General features: G+C 58.8%; 13 protein-coding genes. 7 read left to right on the top strand and 6 right to left on the bottom strand.

The features are described from left to right. From VGK48_02555 to VGK48_02525, 7 genes are all read left to right on the top strand, one after another. Positions 1-214: hypothetical protein (locus VGK48_02555; GenBank protein HEY2380041.1), on the top strand; the 214-nt coding region annotated here is incomplete at its 5' end. 13 nt (positions 215-227) lie between these two features. Beyond that, positions 228-2,723 (top strand): hypothetical protein, encoded by a 2,496-nt coding sequence (locus VGK48_02550; GenBank protein HEY2380040.1) that lies wholly within the window; start codon positions 228-230, stop codon positions 2,721-2,723. Between the two features lie 6 nt (positions 2,724-2,729). After that, complete coding sequence (locus VGK48_02545; GenBank protein ID HEY2380039.1) at positions 2,730-4,520, top strand: hypothetical protein; 1,791 nt, start codon at positions 2,730-2,732, stop codon at positions 4,518-4,520. A gap of 2 nt (positions 4,521-4,522) precedes the next feature. Then, on the top strand, positions 4,523-5,545 hold the full coding sequence (locus VGK48_02540) for a hypothetical protein (GenBank protein HEY2380038.1): 1,023 nt from the start codon (positions 4,523-4,525) through the stop codon (positions 5,543-5,545). Beyond that, on the top strand, positions 5,542-6,330 hold the full coding sequence (locus tag VGK48_02535; GenBank protein HEY2380037.1) for a hypothetical protein: 789 nt from the start codon (positions 5,542-5,544) through the stop codon (positions 6,328-6,330). Before VGK48_02540 ends, VGK48_02535 begins: the two co-directional genes overlap by 4 nt. Next, positions 6,327-6,857 (top strand): DUF4123 domain-containing protein, encoded by a 531-nt coding sequence (locus VGK48_02530; GenBank protein ID HEY2380036.1) that lies wholly within the window; start codon positions 6,327-6,329, stop codon positions 6,855-6,857. The genes VGK48_02535 and VGK48_02530 overlap by 4 nt, the downstream gene beginning before the upstream one ends. A gap of 57 nt (positions 6,858-6,914) precedes the next feature. Further along, positions 6,915-7,574, top strand: coding sequence for a hypothetical protein (locus VGK48_02525; GenBank protein ID HEY2380035.1), 660 nt, complete (start codon positions 6,915-6,917; stop codon positions 7,572-7,574). Here the strand turns inward: VGK48_02525 and VGK48_02520 are convergent. The 6 genes from VGK48_02520 to VGK48_02495 all read right to left on the bottom strand — a co-directional run bounded on the left by VGK48_02520 (position 7,550) and on the right by VGK48_02495 (position 17,186). Beyond that, on the bottom strand, positions 7,550-8,200 hold the full coding sequence (locus tag VGK48_02520) for a peptidoglycan-binding protein (GenBank protein HEY2380034.1): 651 nt from the start codon (positions 8,198-8,200) through the stop codon (positions 7,550-7,552). The genes VGK48_02525 and VGK48_02520 overlap by 25 nt on opposite strands. Positions 8,201-8,209: 9 nt before the next feature. Beyond that, entirely contained in the window at positions 8,210-8,806 is a 597-nt protein-coding gene (locus tag VGK48_02515; protein ID HEY2380033.1) for an SPOR domain-containing protein, read from the bottom strand. Positions 8,807-8,881: 75 nt separating this feature from the next. Further along, positions 8,882-9,268 (bottom strand): DUF4280 domain-containing protein, encoded by a 387-nt coding sequence (locus VGK48_02510; protein HEY2380032.1) that lies wholly within the window; start codon positions 9,266-9,268, stop codon positions 8,882-8,884. A gap of 9 nt (positions 9,269-9,277) precedes the next feature. Then, complete coding sequence (locus tag VGK48_02505) at positions 9,278-10,027, bottom strand: toxin-antitoxin system YwqK family antitoxin (protein ID HEY2380031.1); 750 nt, start codon at positions 10,025-10,027, stop codon at positions 9,278-9,280. Positions 10,028-10,032: 5 nt separating this feature from the next. Further along, on the bottom strand, positions 10,033-15,594 hold the full coding sequence (gene tssI, locus VGK48_02500) for a type VI secretion system tip protein TssI/VgrG (protein HEY2380030.1): 5,562 nt from the start codon (positions 15,592-15,594) through the stop codon (positions 10,033-10,035). Continuing rightward, positions 15,591-17,186: a hypothetical protein gene (locus VGK48_02495; GenBank protein ID HEY2380029.1), complete on the bottom strand. Its 1,596-nt coding sequence runs from the start codon at positions 17,184-17,186 to the stop codon at positions 15,591-15,593. The genes tssI and VGK48_02495 overlap by 4 nt, the downstream gene beginning before the upstream one ends. Positions 17,187-17,210: the final 24 nt, after the last annotated feature.

Raw genomic sequence — 17,210 nt, 5'->3', positions numbered from 1 at the left:
GCAAGGTCCTTACATTTACGGACCGGCCCTCAGTGGTATCCTACATATGCGTTTGACCGTAGGGGTCAGACGGAGGGGAGGCGCGGTAATGTCTATCGAAATTAAGCTTCCTGCCCGCTTTCATAATCGGGTGTTGCCAATTACCGGCCAGATTGCTGAAGTCTGGGGCGGCATCGCGGCGCAAGCTCAGACAAAAGGAATCCGCCGTCATTGACGGTTTTTAGGACATGAAAGCGAATCCCGAAGAAGAACTGGACCAGACCGTCAAGATTTATGAAGGGGCATCACTCACCGTCAAGGGAGCGGTTGCCGCCGATCATGCAAGCCTCGTCGAAGAAGTGACTTTCAAGTTCTTTATCGACGGAAAACCGAATACCGACACCGACAAGACCATAGCGATGTCCGAAGGCGTCAAAGACGCCTCCGGAGCGGTGACCGTTACGCATACATTGACTGCGCCGGTCGTCCCCGATGATAAGGACAGCTACGTTCTGGACTATCACGTCTTTTATAAGGTCAAGAACAAGTCCGGCGACACGGAACCGCGAGAGAGCCTCGCCGTCAAAAAGTTCGAGGTCGTGCCGAGAACGGCTCAGCTCAAGGTTACCTTGGACGCCGACGGCACTGCGCTGGCCAACTTCCAGTTCAGAGTGCTCCAGGGCGGCCACCAGGTCGGAGGCATCCAGAGCACTTTCGCTCTGGATACAGCCAACGCCAAAGGCGATACGGTTCCCGCCGGTTCCGCCGAGTTCAATCTCGATCTGAAGCCCGGATTTACGATCGTGCAGGCCAGTCCGTGCGAAATCACCGAGCAGACCGTGGTCACCGGGCGAAAGCGCGAGGCCAAAGGCAACATCAAATTCCGGGCTGTCTTCATTACGCCGAAACACGGAACCGTCAAGCAATACGTCAATGAACCGCTGGAAAGCTACGGGCAGACCGGCAAAGGTACCGGGGTCGTCATTACGGCAGGCGTCGAAGGAGACGAGGACCGCGCCATCAAGATCGGAAGCGAAAAAACGAAGGTCCACTTCCGGGTGACGTTCGGTCCCGACGATAGCGAACCCGTTGCAAAGAGCAAGCGCTCCGACACCGATTTCCCGACCAAGGTTGTCAAAGTAAAAGACGACGATACGACCGCAACCATCGACGAAAAAACCGCCAATCAAAAGTACGAAGGCAATGTGACTTTGAAGGGCGGGACCGGATCGTTCAAGGTGCAGCTGGGTGTGGCCGGCGGCGATACCTGCCTGATTGAAATCGCGGGCTCGGATAAGTTTCTGACCGACACGAACGTATTACCGGACCAGACGCTCAAGTTTCAAAACTGGCGCCGCCTGCATTATGAGCTGATGGTGGCGGACATCATGCGGGATCGGGTGGTTTCGAGTGAAAACGGGAGTCTGCATGACCTCAACCACTCCACCCTGAGACGGCTGGAGAATCTCGGCAAACAGTTGTTCATCGAGTTCATGCACGACGGCACTCAAATCTTCAGCAGCATGGAGAGTGCCGGCCAGGGAACGCTGCTTCGAAGGAAGTTCCTTGGTCTGCCCACAACGGCCGAGGACGAACCTGCATATGTGCTCACTGGCCGCAACTGGCGTGAATTACCGGACGGTCAGACCTGGCTGGAGAAACATCCGGGAAAGACGCTTTACATGACTCCCTGCGACTCCATGCTCCAGTGGCGAAAAGACACCAAGGAACCGGCTGCCGCCACGAAAGACTACAACGGGTCGTTTACGACGGCCACGGGCTCCGTGGACATCGCCGGCAGCTTCAGCGGCAAATTCATGCCCTATTCGGGGGACGATGGCGCCGACGGAATCACACAGATCGAATTGACGGCCGACATTACAAAAGACGACAGCTGCTGCAAATATACGGCGGCTCTGAAAATCGATGAAGATCGCTCAAATCGACTTTTGCCCGATGCCCCAGCTTCAGTCCCGGAAACCTACTGTGTCCTGGCAACTGCGGCACTCGGCTCAGGTTCCGAGACGATTTCGCTGATGGTCAACTTTGCCGGCGGCGCCGATTCGGCCGCACCATTCACGGCCACAATTTCGGGCCCGGACCAGACGCGCCTCACAGAGTTCTTCAACAACATGTATGACGCAATGGCCGCCGACGTCAAAGGAACAAAGGGCGCCATGACGACAAAGCTTCTCGGCGGTTCGGACACCGGCAAACAGGAAGATGCGTGCTTCAAGGCCGTAAAAGATTTCCTGAATACAAAGTTCGACGCCTGCAAGAAGGACCTGGTCTTTCATCCCGGCCTCGATGAGTCCGGTAACCCGCGTACGGCCACGTTCCAGCTTCTGGACGTAACAGACGGGCTGAAATCGACCATAAACGAGTGGCACTACGTGCTCCCGGAGGCGAACATCATCGACGGCACGCCGGGGCCGGGCTCGTACGTCGGCGCGACAAAAACGGCCGATGTGTGCCCTGTCAAAGTCGAATTTTCCGTTCAGGCCCATGTTGAGGCGGCCGGCATGGCTGAAGGCAAGCTGCTGGCGTGGGTTCCGGCGCCGCCGAAAGGGGACGTGAACCTCGTCCGTTTCATCCTGACATCGCTTTCGAAAATCAAAGACGACAAAGGCATAGCGCACGGACACAGCAGCGGGAATCCGGGAGATTGCCTCGACACTGCAGAGACTCTTTGCGATGCCTGCGTCAACTTCGGACGCTCCAGACGACTCGAAGTCATACCTTAAGTTCTTATGTATCACGAACTCGTCTACCACCTTGACCTGTGCATGCTGACCTATCATCTGCACGCCCAGACTCTGATCTGGCCGCTGGATCCGTATATGGAGCAGGTCGCAACAGGTATGACGGACCGCCGCGATACGTTCATGCAGGAAACCCACGCGTATTTTGATCCTTCAAAGGGCGGCTATCGCGGTCCCGGCGCCGCAGCGGGTTGGCCGTCGAATGTGCTGCTCGATCCCCTGATCACCCGTTACCAGCGTCTGTATCCGTGGCGTCCGGTATTCCTCGGTCCGGAGCGCGAGCAGTGGCTCTGGCACAACAGTCCAACGGCGATAACCTCGCGGGTACGGGAAGTCTTCATGGCATCCTATCCATTGAATATAGACCCGTTCGACTATATGGATCCGCTGCGGGCCCGCACTCTTCCGCCATTGCCCGGCCCGAGATCGATTGCAACCCAGCCGGCGCCGACCGCCGGCACCGACCGGCTATATGGATTCGAAGGCGCGACAGGTTCGATCCTGGGATCGGCAGGAAGCTGGAGTTTCATGGGCTATTGCCTGGCAGTTGCGAAGGGAGGCGGCCCATACGATGTGCACATCGCGTTTCGAGGAAGCCGCAGCGGAGCCCTCGGGCGCGCTGCAGTAGCCGGGCTGAATAGCGGAACGAGGGCGGTTTTCGCGCTGCGCACACGCGATCAATCCGGCGAACGTCACTGGGGAGTTCCGGGTACTCATAAGCATGTGGCGCGGGGCAACGGGGACTGGGTTACAGATATGGATGCGTTTCAAACGGTCGACGATCCCGAGATCAGCGCCTACGGCAGCGCTTCGCGGGGATTCAGCATAACCGTGAAATCCTGCATACCGAACATCAAGACCTGCCTGGCCGCGATCCACACCGCATTCGGCCGGGCGCCCGACTCGATCAGCGTGACGGGACATAGCCTTGGCGGGGCGCTGGCAGCGCAATTCAGCAGTGCCATGATCTGCGGGACCGTGCATGGCCCCAACGGGGAAAAGCTTCCTGCCCCGCTGAATACCTGGCCGTGGAGCCGTCTTCGTGCCATCACGATGAGCTCTCCTATTGTCGGCGGTGAACGCTTTTATTCCACGTTCAACGGCAAAGTCTTCACGCGGCGCGTGATGCTTGGAGGCGATCCCGTCACGAATCAGACCAGGCACTATCATGTCGGTTCGCGGGTGCATTTGAGTACGACCGCGGACTCGAGCGACGGCAGCAGCCACGAATTATTCAACGTCCGGCGCAGTCTGCTCACGCACGCGACCTCCTGGAAAGACGATCTGACGGGCGTTCCGCTTCCATACATGGTAAAACACCCCCGGGAACCGTGGATAGCCTATAAGAGTTTTTACCAGATGATGCAGGATCAGGACGGTGTCGCCGGCCAGGACCTGATAGCGATCCTCGCGGGATATCCGGCAGAATTCAAACGGTACCTGGAAATACTGCGAGCCACCATGACCCAGTCTGTGGCATACGCACCCGGACACGGTCCGCGGCCTCTGGATCCGCGATCGCCGCGGCTCCCGACGACGGAGCGGGACTCCGTCGACCGGAAAATCAGCGCGGCAATCGCGCTGTTGGACGCCGCGCCGGTGGTCAATGACAATCTGGATGCGTGGGCAAATTGTCTTGCCGGTATCGGCGGCGATAAGTTCCAGAAGTACACCAGCCTGGCGATGATTCTAGCCGCCAGGGTGAAAGGCATGACGGCCGGCGGCCGGCCGGTCGACGTGAAAACCGAACTGGAAACCCGTCACCTTAAAGAGATTTAATCTTGGAGGATACGACCATCACGGAAGAGAGATTCGGACTTGAAGATGAGGAATTCTGGAGCGACCCCTGGCGGACGAAAAAGGCCGTCCAGCGGAAATTGATGGCGCAGGGTAAAGAAGCGTTCGTCATAGCGGCTCCAGCCAAAGTCGGGCTCGATGCGCATCGGGTTTTCCCGGTTGCCGTTATCCGGGTCTATCCCGTCGGCGGCGATAACCCGAACTTCGAAGCCTCGACGATCGTGACGGGGATGAATCTTTATACGGGAGAGTTGCGCGCTGCCCTTGCATTCGATCCGCCCGCGGCACCGCGGCCGCGGCCCCATCCGAACGGTCTACCGCCTGCAATGATCGGCGAAGGCCGCATTGTCGATCTCGCTCAACGCCTGAAGCTGCCGCCAATGCGCGGCGATTTTTTGATTACATTCATCAGCCTGGACCAGGTTTCGGAACGCCAGCGGATGAAAGTCGTTGAAACCGTCGCCTATGAAGATCCTGCCGTGGAGGAGTTTTTCGGCCAACGCCTCGCCACACAGTTGGGGCCGCCCAAAGTCTCTCCGGAGGCTCACTCGGGCGCGCGATGGTTTCCGATATACGAACAACGGCTGGATTCTCCGTCCGTCCCTTCGGAGTCCGGCATTCAGATTGTGATCGAACGCGTGAATTTAGTGTCGGCGGAAGAATGCATTCTGACCGCCAGCTTCAAATTGCCGGTCGATAAAAGGCACATCGTGGCGAAGGCGCGGGAAACCGCCATCGTTCCGATCACACTGCTCCTGACCGGCTCAGTCGATCGTTCGCCGCAGTTCGTGAAACTGCATGTGCCCAGCTATGCCCCGATCACGTCCGAAGGCGGACAGAATTTCGCGACCGGACATTTCACGCTCGATCTCTGCCAGATGGCGAACCTGAGAACAACCCCGCAGACCTACTTTATATATGCTTTTGCGGGTTCCATATTGACCGGGCCCATCCCCAGTGCATTTGTTGCGCTTCCCCCATCGGAAGCCCGGAGCGCCAACGGATGACAACGGTCACGAAGGGCGTTTACCACGTCAAACGTCTGCCTGCCGGCGCCACCGGCGCGAACACGATCAATTTCTACCATCCGTTCAGCGGCGGGGCCACGCATGAAATCCAGGAAACACCTTCGTTGGGCCCCCACATCCAAACCGAAAATGCGAACCTGGCGCCGGCTATCGAATCGGAACCTTCGCATCCGTTCAAACCTGGAATCGAGGTGGCTCACGAACCACAACCGGTGATGAAGGCAGAAGCCGCAGCCCTGGAACCTGTCTTCGGAGCGGCCGTTGCGCCCTCGCGTGAACTTGTACCGGATCTCGCTTTGCACCCGAGTCCCGACCCGTTGATGAGCTTCCGTGTTCCCAACGAAACAACGCTCGAGATGCAGCATCATATCGGACCGGAAAAGCCGCGGCCGCCGGCAGTGGAAGAGGATGTCGACGCCAAAGCCATGGCAGAGGCCATGCGGGAGGCTGCCCGGCTCGGTGTTCCCTTCTGCGAGAAATGCGCTCGCGCCAGGCTGCGCGCGAAAGAACCTCCTCCGGATCCCGTCATCGACGATGTCGATCCCAAACTCATGGCCGAAGCCATGCGGGAAGCCGCCCGGCTCGGCATTCCCTTCTGTGAGAAATGCGCTCGCGCCAGGATTCTGGCACAATCACATCCGGCAGACCCGGCAAGCGGCGATATCGACGCCGGGAAAATTGCAGATGCGATGAGGAATGCGGCGCGGGAAGGACTTCCATTCTGCGAAAAGTGCGCTCGCGCCCAACTGGCAAATAACCGATGACTGAAGCAGAGATAAATAAAGTTTCCGGCCAGCTCTGGTCCGACCCGATGCCGCCCGGAATGAACGTCTACGCCATTCTCGACGCGGCACGAAATGAAAAAATCTATCCGGCCGTCAAAGCGTGCACGCTGGAGTGGACCAGTCTCTATCTCGGAAAAGTTGCGCCGGAACTCGAACAAGTCGCGCCGTACCTCGTGAAACTGCAAAAGGACCACCCGTTCACCAGAAAGGTGATTGCGGACGGCTGGACGGACCATTGGGGCATCTACATATGGGCCCCCTCGGAACTCATCGAACTCCGGCAACACCTCCGGAAATTTCTGATGGTCAGAGACGAGAGCGGCAAGGATCTGGTGTTTCGGTACTATGATCCACGCGTCTTCCGAACTTATCTGCCCACGTGCTCTGCCGACGAACTGGACAGCCTGTTTGGCCCCATCCAGGAGTTCATCGTTTCCGGCCAGGAGCCGGCGGCCTTGCTGCGTTTTCGAGTCGAGCAAGGTCATCTGATCCAGGAATCGTTATAATTGGCGCGTGTGGTGACATTCCCGGACCGCGACCAGGAAGTCTGGGAGGTTGGATAAATGGGTTCGACCTTTCTCCTTCGCCGCGGGCTCGACGAATTCCTCTTATGCCGGCACGTCGTCGATGCCGGCCCCGCCGCCGTCCGTATGAAAGACAGGGTTGCCGCGATCAATTTCCTCCGCAGCTGTATCAATGACCCTGTTATCGAACACAATCTGCGGCTCTGGGTCCTCGCGGACCCGCGCCCGACGATGCAGTTTGAAATCGACGAAAACCTCTTTGAACACATCGCGCGGCGAATCACAACCGGACAGCTGGCAATTGCCCAGGTGGATACCGGCCTGGCCGGGGCACCCGGAACCCGAGGCATTATTCGAGGTAATCCCGGGCAGGGCTCCGGAAAATCCAAAAAGAGCCAGCGCAAGTCCGAAAGCACGCCGCGCGAGGACGAAATGGCGCGGCGCGCGGACACCAGGGATGAAGACGAGATCGTCCTCAATCAGGAACCCGAGCCGGAAAAAACCTGGATTGAAATCGAACTGGTCGATCCCAACGGCAGTCCCGTCCCCAACGAGCGCTATAAGCTCACGCTGCCGGACGGCTCTGTGAAGTGGGGCAGGCTCGACGGCAATGGGAAGGCGCGAGTCGAACGCCTCCAGCCGGGAAGTTGTCAGGTGACCTTTCCGGATCGCGATCAGGAGGTTTGGGAAGTCTCCTGAGAAGTGTGTTCAGGGAAGTCGCAGACTTTATCGTGGACGTCGACGAGCTTATCCATCGTGGCCTGATCGGCCTCGCCGGTCTCCGTCAAACCAAACCGCTTCTGAAAAGCACGCAAGGCTTTTTCGGTACTGTCTTCCACGAACCCCAGATTCCGGAGGCGCGCCTCGACACCTTGTTTCTCGGTGATCGGTTGAAGCTGCCCGAATCGTAATTCATAGACATCCTTGTCCGGCCCGATCGTCAGGACGCCTTCACTCGCCGTGGACGGTATCGTGACCTCGAGAACGCCGCTGCCGTCGGTCGTCCCGGTGAACTTCTGCTCTCCAATTTTCAGTTCGAAATCCAGATTGGCGAGCGCCTTCTCGTCCTCGAACATCTGCAGGCGGAAAAGCGCCGAGGGCGCCGACAACTTGAAGCGATGCGTCTGGGCTGTCTCGCATGAAACCAGCTTCTCGCGGCGATCTGGAATTGCAATCACATCACCAGGCACCAGGGTATTCGGATCTGTTCGCTTCTCCTTCAGCGCCGAGTTGTCGCTGAGGTTCCATATCATGTCCTGCGAAAATCCGTAGCGCGCAGCGATGCTGGTCAGGCATTCCCCAGGCTGGACGATGTGCTGCTTCATTCAAACAGGCTACATCGAGTTCGACGGCCGGACCAGGGCATCCAGATTCTCGCGCGCTTTGAGGTCGAGCGCCGCCGCTGTCGCTTCCGCCCGATTCGTGAAAACGCCGTAACGCACCAGGTACCACGTGCGGCCGTGCGAATCTTCGCGCGCGACAACCCCGGCATCGTAGCCGCGGGTCACAAGTTTTTTGGCGAGAACGCCTGCATTCTGGCGGCTCAAAAACGCTCCGAACTGGACAGCGAATTTTCCAATGTCTTCGGCATCGGCTACTTTGGACGCTGGAGAAGTGTCTTCGACCGCAGGGGCGTCAGGATCTATTGCCGGCGCATCATCGTTCGAAGCTTCGACAGCGGGCTGGTCCTCCGGAGCAACAACAGGCTCGGGCGGCGGAGTAACAATAATTGGAGCGGGAGCAACCGCCGGAGCGGTTACCGGTTGAGAGTGCGGAGACTGAGCGACAAGTGCCGGAGCAGCTTCCCGCATTTGCAGCGCGACGCCCGTCAGGAGGCCTGCGCCGAACACAAGAATGACCAGCGACAGAAGTCCCGCGACGACTTTCATCAACTGACTGCGCTCAAATGAAAACTCGTAATTCTCGCTCATGATCTGGGGTTGTGGATTCTAACCCAGGAGCTTGAATTTTCAAAATACCTACCAGGTTTTGTGGTAGCGGGTACCCTAAGGCACCATGATCTGAGCCTGGCCCGGCACGTTGATCTTGATCACACCGCCAAAGCTGCATGCCAGCGTGGAGGAGTCGTTCAAAGCCGGCATATTGCCGATCAAAACTGTCGGCGAGCCCACAACCCATGGTGCTGTCGTCACCGGAATACAAGGGATAGGGGTTAAAGTTCCCCCCGCTGCCGCGGTCGCCGTGGCCACGGCGGGGTTTGACGACGCACTGCACATCCCGAACGGCGGAATGTTCACCGTGGGCTTATTGTCCATGATATTGGCCAGCGGCACCGCACCTGTCACCTTATTCTCCGGCAGCACGGCGAGCGCGCTTGGAGATGAGCCAAAACTGCACTGCATCATTGCTCCCGTACAAACCTGCATTCCCATAAATTCTCCTTACTGTCCTTTGATGCGCGTCAGCAGGCGCCGGAAACCGGTGGTTGATTTGGGAGAATTCTCATCCTTCAATTCGCCGGATTCGTCGAACTCGAGCTTATCGCCGTATTGCTTGCCGTCGCGGTAGAAAGCTCGCTCCGCCACCAGGCCGCCCTCGTGGTACCGGGTAAATTCGCCTTCGAGCTTGTCATCCTTATAGGAGGCTTTCTCCCGAATCTCACCCGAGTTGAAGTAATCGATCCGATCGCCGTTGAGCATTCCATTGGAATACGCAGCGCGCCTGACGACAGTTCCTTCCTTGTTGAACCAGACGGATTCTCCTTCAAGCTTGCCGTTTTTATAGATCGCACGCCCGACGACATTTCCGGCTTCGTCGTATGAAATGAATTCTCCCTGAAGAAGACCGTCCACATAGATGCTGCGGGACTGGATAGCTCCGTTGCGGTACACCAGAGATTCGCCGTTCGGTTTGCCCCTGCTGTACATCATCTTCTCGGCGATCCAGCCGTCACTCCCGAAGATACTCGTGGGGCCGTTGAGTTCGCCGCCGGCGAACGCCGCTTTTTGAGTGACGCGGCCATTGGTATAGGAGATGACTTCACCATCGAGCTTACCCGCTTTGAATGCCGCTTCACGGACGAGGTTTCCCGATTCGTCGTAGGTGGTCGCCGCGCCGTCGAGCTGGCCGTCGATCAGCGAGCAGCGCTCGCGGACATTCCCATTCGGATGATATGTAACCTGTTCAGCCATTCGATTCAGTTCAGTTTTACCATACCGCCTTTGAGAGTCAGCATACCGCCGCCATCACATTCCTGCGTGGCGCTCGCTTTGTTGGTCAGCTGGGCCCCGCCATCGTTCGTCATCGAAATGCTCGCTTTATTCGTCAGCGAGGTGCCTGCCTGATTCGTCAGATCGGTGCCGGACTTGTTGGTCAACGAGGTCCCCGCCTGGTTTGTGAGATCCGTGCCGGACTTGTTCGTCAGGGACTGCGCAGCCTGGGCAGTCAGATTCGCCGCCGACTTGATTGTGACATCACCGGAACTCGATTCGATTGTCACCGTTTTCCCCTTGATGGAAAGGTCGCCGGAGGCGGTGATCGTCAATGTATCGCCGTTTACAGTCAGCGTGAATTCCTTCGTCACAGTCTGCGTAAACTTGCCTTCGTTCGTGTGGGTTTCTTCGTTGGCGTCGCCTTTGATCGTGACTTTGCGTTTACCGTCGACCACCAGCACGTGCTTAAAGTCCGTATCGGCGGTCGGATCGGCGGATTGTACATACGTCTGCTCGCTGTTCTTCACATGTTTGATCCAATCGTGTTCGACCAGGACGTTCATGTCTTTTTGAGCGTGCAGATACAGCTCTTCCGAGTCCTTCAGATCCTGGAATCGAATTTCATTTCCGGCGCTTCCCTGCTTGGATGACATGGTTTTGATCGTACTCTTGGTCTGATCGTCCGGGAGCGTATAGGGAACGGTACTCTGCGCGTTGTACACCGAGCCGGTAATCAACGGACGGTCGGGACTTCCTTCCAGGAAACTGACGACGACCTCATCGCCGATGCGCGGCAGGAATATCATTCCCCACGATTTTCCAGCCCAGCCTTGCGCCACGCGCACCCAGCAGGAACTATTTTCGTCGTTCTTGCCGAGCTGATCCCAGTGAAATTGGACCTTCACGCGGCCATACTTATCGACCCAGATCTCTTCCCCGCTTTTTCCAACGACAATCGCGGTCTGCGAACCGTGGATGATCGGCTTCGGAGTAATCAGCGGCGGCCGGAAAACGACGTCTGCCGGAATGGCTTCGAACGTATCGCCATACTTCTGCTGGTCGCATTTCACCGAGACTTTACGGACGACATAGGCTACGTTCATGGATTCGCGGACATGCTGAGTGAGCGTGAACTTGCATCCGGCAGTCAACACCCGGACCGTCGAGGCGCCTCTCAATACCTTCGCTCCGGCTTCCACCGCCGCAAGACGCTTATTCGCTACGGTTGAACCGTCATCGGTCGTCGAAAATCCGCCCGGGTACTCGTACCAGCGCATGCCGTCGCCTTCAGCGGTCGACATAAGGTCCGTGGTCGATGTCTCGAAGGAGAAGTCATCGACGGCGTACTTCGCTGTCGTGATCTCCTGCTCGAACGAGAGCTTGAAAATCTCGTCCTCAAACGGGCTGTCCGTCGGATCGAATTCGATCTCGGATACCGGACAGTCCGGATATGAATCCGAATCATCCGCCAGTACAAGCGTGTGCTTGCCGTCTTCGTGTTTGAAAAAGTAGAAGATTCCCTCCTCTTCCATCAATCGGGACACGAAATTGAAAGCCGACTCGCGATACTGCACGCAATAGTCGCGGGCGGTATATGTACCGGTAGTCGAGTTTTCGTAGTCGCTGAAGCCGAGTTCGTCGAACAGGCCGGTAATGATGTCGACGGCGCTCTGGCTTTGATAAATGCGGCAGTCGGCCGCTTTCGTCAGTTTCCAGAGCCATGGCCGCATTTCAAGAACGTATGTGGTGTTGTCGTCGTCATCGGTACCGGCCTGGACGATTCGGGTAACGATGCCGTTGATATTTCTCGGGTCATCCTCACCGAGATCGAGATAGACGGTGACGCTCTGCCCGACGATTTGCGTGAAGTCGATGGCTTCGTCCTGCGACGTGACCTCGACGCGATACGAAAAGAGAGCCGAGATCTTTTCCTCGCCGCGGAGATTGACGACGTCGAATTTGTCGTCGCCGAGCGGAGTACTGATCGTCAGGAGCTTCTCGCCTTCGGCATCGTCGTCTCCCGGCTCTTCCGCGGCAGCGTCTTCCTGGACGTTATCCGCGGCCGTAGAGGATGACGCGGCGGCGGCCGAGGACGAAGATGACGACGAGGACGAAGACTCGGAAGATGAGGCCGCTTCGGTTGCGGCCGCCGTGGCAACGGCGGTCTCGGCGGCAGCGGCCGATTCCTGCACTGCGGACAGTTGGTTCAAATCGCCCGCGACCGCGGCATCCATCAAAGCCGACGCCTGATCGAGATGCTGTTGAACCTGAGGAAGCACGGCGGTCGCCTGGCTAAGCATGGCCGCGGCTTCCGGAAACTGCTGTTCGGCAGCGCCAAGCAGGTTCTGAACGGCCGGAATCGACTGAAGTTGTGCAAGCGCGGCGGCGGTATCGCCGTTCTGATATGCCGTCATCAGGCCGTCTGCCTGAGCCAGACCATCCTGCACGGCCGCCAGTCCCTGCTGGGCCTGATCGGCAAGCGCGGCAACCTGGGGAAATTGTTTCTGAGCCTCGGCGAGCAGGTTCTGCACTGCAGGCATCGTCTTTAGCTGCGCAAGCGCGGCGCCGTAGTCGCCCGACTGCATTGCAGCCATGGCCTGGTTCGCCTGGGCGAGACCCTCTTTGATCTGCGGCAACGCGGCGGCAGCCTGACTGACGAGCGCTGCAGCTTCAGGAAATTGCTTCTGGGCTTCGCCGAGGAGATTCTGCACGGCGGGAATCGCCGTGACTTTGCCGAGCGCCGCCTGGTAATCGCCTTTCTGCAGATCGTCGAGCGCGCCTTTCGCCTGATTGAAGCCCTGCTGCGCCTGCGCTGCCACCGCCTGCGCCTGTTGAAGCGCCGCAGCGGCTTCCGGGAACTGCTTCGCGGCCTCACCCAGCAAAGCCTGAGCCTGTGGACTGGACTGCAGCGATCCCAAAGCTGCGGTGAGATCGCCTTTCTGCAGGTTGGCGGCAACGTCCTTCGCGCTGTCGAGACCCTGCTGAAGCTGCGGCAGCATTTCGTTCGCTTTGGAGATCGGCGCGGCGGCCTGCGGAAACTGGTCCTGCGCGGCCTTCAAGACACCCTGGAATTCGGGAGACGATGAGAGCTGCTTGACGAGGTCTTCCGGCTTCACGGTGCCGGACATCACGCCGTTCAGCATCTGCTGGCCCTGCGCAAACTTTTCCTGCAGCTGTGGAAGCGCCGCAGCAGCATCCGCCACAAGCTTTGCGGCCTCCGGGAACTGCTGCTGGGCTTTGTCCATCAGATTATTGAGCTGCGCCGACTGCGCGAGTTGCTCCGCAAAAGCCGCGGTCAAGCCGGCGGCGCTTCCGTTGGCGCTTTGAAGGTGGCTCGCAAGACTGCCGAAGCTGTCCGAGGCCTGCGTGATCGAGCTCGTTATCGAATGGATCTGGCTGCCGGCATCGCCGAGCGAACTCAGCAAATCGGAAGCCCCGGGTTGCGCGAGCCCGATCTGCCGCAAAGCGGATTGGATGGCCGTCACACTTTCGCTTAATCCGCCGGCAGCGCCCAGAGCGCTGGAAAGGTGCTTGCCGAGTTCGGATTTTGCGGCGCCCGCCACCGCTGCCTTCATGTCGTTGAAGGCCTGCCCCGACTCCGCCGACGAAAAGTCTCCGTTCTGAAGACTGTTCATCAGGGCCGATGCCTGCGAAATGCGCTGCTGCAACTGAGGCAGGTTCTTTCCCGCTTCCGAAATGAGAGAACTTGCGCCTGAAATGTCGTCCGCGTGTTTGAGGAACGCCTGCGCTTCTGGACTGTTTGCGAGCTGCTGAAGCGCCGCGCCTGTCGAGACCTTCCCTGAGGTAATGTCTCCGAACAGTTGCCGGACTTTACCAACGCTTTCCTGCATCTGCGGCAGCGCCTTCGTAACCTGCGACACGGCCTGGGAAGCGCCTGGAAATTGGGCCGACGCTTTTCCCAGCAGGTCTTTTACCTGCGAGGAACTGCCGAGTTGCTTGACGAAATCCGGAGAGAATGACGACGCAAGGCCCTTCGCGTTCTCGATGTGGGCTGCGATATCGCCGAAACCGCCGCCGCCCTTCGAAAGGGCGCTGGATAAAACCGGGAGGTGTTTTGCCGCGTCTCCGATCAGGTTCTGCAGTTGCGACACGGCGCCTTTTGCGGACGCGGGTAACTGTCCGCCAAGAACCTGGTTCAGAGCCTGCTGGGCGCCTTTCAGATGGCCATCGAGCTCGCCAAGCGAAACGCCTCCGGAAAGCCCGGCGATCGCGTCGGATTGTGATATCTCGCCGACGAGACCCTGAAACTGTTTGAGCGCGGCTCCCGTGACTTCTTCGGAGCCTCCTCCTCGAAGCGCCGCCATCAACTGCGTTGCCTGGCCGAACTTCTTTTTGAGATCGGGCAAGGCCGAGGTCGCGCCCGACAAAGTCTTGGTAGTGTCGCCGAACTTCTGTTGCAGGGCCTGAACGTGGTCCTGGATCTTGCCGATCTGTTCGGCGGAAGGACCGCCGGCGCCCCTCGCGATATTGCCGAGGATCCCCTTTGCCTTCTTGACCTGCCCTGAAATGTCCCCGGTGCGGGATGCAATCTCGGCAATCAGCGACGACGCATTCGGCAACTGTTGCCGTACCTGATCCAGCGCGCCTTTGACCTGCGTGACTTTATTCTTCACATCGGGCAGGAGGTCCGCGCCGGCCAGCCCCTGAAGAATCGAATTGCTGTCTTCGGCCATCGCTGAAAAGCCGGCGAACTTCGCCGCCGCTGCCGCGATTTCATCGGAGGCGCCGGATGTGCTGACGGCCTGGTCGACGAGTTGATTCAAATTCGAGAATGTATCGGGGCCCGGGGCGGCAGAGATCATCTGCTGGATCTGATCGACGTGCTGCTTTGTCGCGGGAACCGCCACGGCGCCCTTTGCCATCAGGCTCGAGACGTTGGAAATATGTTTCCCGATCGCCGTTGCCTGATCCTGAACCTTCGCCAGCTTCGCCGCAACATCCTGCGGATCCGTGGCTGTGCCCGAGGCGGCGCTCAGGGCTCCGAGCGCCTGCGTGAGCGGATTCTGAACCGCGGACATTTTCTGAAGGCTCTGCCCGACGAGATCGGAAAGCGCTGGAACCTGCGCGGCGACGGAATCCAGGTTCAGCCTGGAAACCGTGTCCTTCGCCTTATCAAGCCGGTCCTTGATGGAGTCGATCTTCGCTTTGGCATCGGTAAGAGCAGCCGTCGGCAGGGAGCTTTGTATATTTGCGAGCAGTTGCTGTTGGGTGCCCGCCGCATTTTCCTTCAGCGCATCCTGAAGCGACTGCTGACCGGACGCAACGGCGTTGGTAGCGTCGGCGACGGCCTTATTAATGTCCGGCAGGCTGTTGGTAAAACTTTCAATGTCCTTATGCAGCGACGCAACCGCGTCCTGGTGGGCGCCTGCCGCGGCTTCGAGCGCCTGTTTCGCCCTTGCGATCGGATCGACGACCTTCGGCAGCGCTGCCTTCGCCGCCCGCACTTTTTCAGCGACAGGAGGAAGCTGCTGTTTCAGCTTAGCGACCTGATCCTTGAGTTTGGCAAGCCTGTCCGACATGCTCATGCCGCACCTCCCGATTTTTCGATTCGATCCAGCAACGCTTCAAGATCCGGCAGTTTCTTCTCGAGATCGGAGACGGGCTGATCATCGAGCTGCGGAAGGCTTGCCGAAATATCGTCCAGGGATTTCTTCAGCTCGTCCGGATCCTGAATGGCAGCGGCTCCATCCACTTTTTTCTTCGAATCGTCCATTTTTTGCGCCGCGTTATCGACCTGTTGCGATTGAACCGTCATCTGGTCCTGAGCCTGCTTCAGCAGACGTTCAAGCTCGGCGAGATCCTGCTGCTGCGGATCGAGAGCGCCGTTCATGGTCTGCAAGGCCTGCGCCAGCGGCGCCGAAACCTGCGGGAGTTGATCACCGAGCTTTTCGACGGCGGGAGCCGCATCGCTCGCCTGTGCCGGCAGAGGTTTGACGGCATCCTGAACCGCGCCGAATAATGCCCCGGCGCCCGCGCCGCCGAGCAGACCAGCCAGTCCCGACGGCCCTGCAAGTTGAATGGCGGTGAGCTGGCCTGGCATCCCGGCCGTCAATTCCGCGCTCTCGGGCATCTCCGCGGCTGGAGCGGCGATCAACTTCTGAGCGTCGCCGATGTTCTGCTTGAGCTGATCCATGGTCTGCTTCAATTCGGCCGGCTGCATCTGGTCGGACGCCTTGGCGGCCAAGCCCTGCGCCTCCATGACTTTGTTTTGCGCGGTGGTAATGTTTGCCGCCGCAGTGTTGACCGGCGCCGCAGCCTGAGTTGCCGTTGCCGCGGCATCCGCAATTTGCTTTTGAAGATTATCGATGTCCGGGTTCGGCGGAGGAGGAATCGCCGCGACGGCCGCCGCCTGCAGGTCGCCGAGCTTTTTACCGGCATCCTGCAACGGCGCCATTGCAGCGGTCAGCTTCTCCTTCGCCTGGTCGAGCAATGGAGGAACCTGGGGCAGCTTCTCCTCGGCGGCGGCAAGATGCTTTTTTATAAGATCGCCGGTGCCTGCTTTCGCGATCGCCTGCGCCAGCGGCGGCGCATCGAGCAGGGGTTTGACCTTGCCGGTGACATCCTTGAGCTTTTCGACCAAGCCCTGAATGGTGTCTTTCGGAGGATCAAGCTGGGAAGCGACGTCGGGAATCTGTTTTTGAAGAGGATCGATCTTTCCCTGGATATCCGGAATGGAGGACTTCAGTTTTTCGGCCGACGGCGTCCCTTTCGAGAGTTTACCCAAGCCGTTCGACGCGTCTCCAATCGGCAGTTTCACTTGAGGCAACGACGCCGCGATGCTCTTGATCGGATCGCCCGAAGCGCCGACTTCCTTGCCCAGTCCTGAAAGCGCATCTTTCCCGCTCATGACCGGCGGGGGTAACTTCTTCATGGCCTCGTCCTGCAGCTCCGACGAGGCTTTCGTCAGGTTGTCGAGCGCGTCCTTGGCCGAATCCAGATGCGGTCCGCCATCGAGATCCGAGAGCATTCCGTGAGCCGCGCTGACCTGGTCCGGAATCTTGAAGACATCGGAAGCCGGCAGTGAACCCTTCTGAATGCCCTCGGCAATCTGCGAGACTTGCGCCAGCTGGTCCTTCGAGCTTGTAAGATTTTTGAGATTATCCGTCGAGTCTGGCATGACTACTCCATGGAAAACGGCGGC

This window comes from Terriglobia bacterium, assembly GCA_036496425.1.
Lineage (GTDB): Bacteria > Acidobacteriota > Terriglobia > 20CM-2-55-15 > 20CM-2-55-15 > 20CM-2-55-15.
This window is presented reverse-complemented; position numbering and strand designations above follow the sequence as displayed.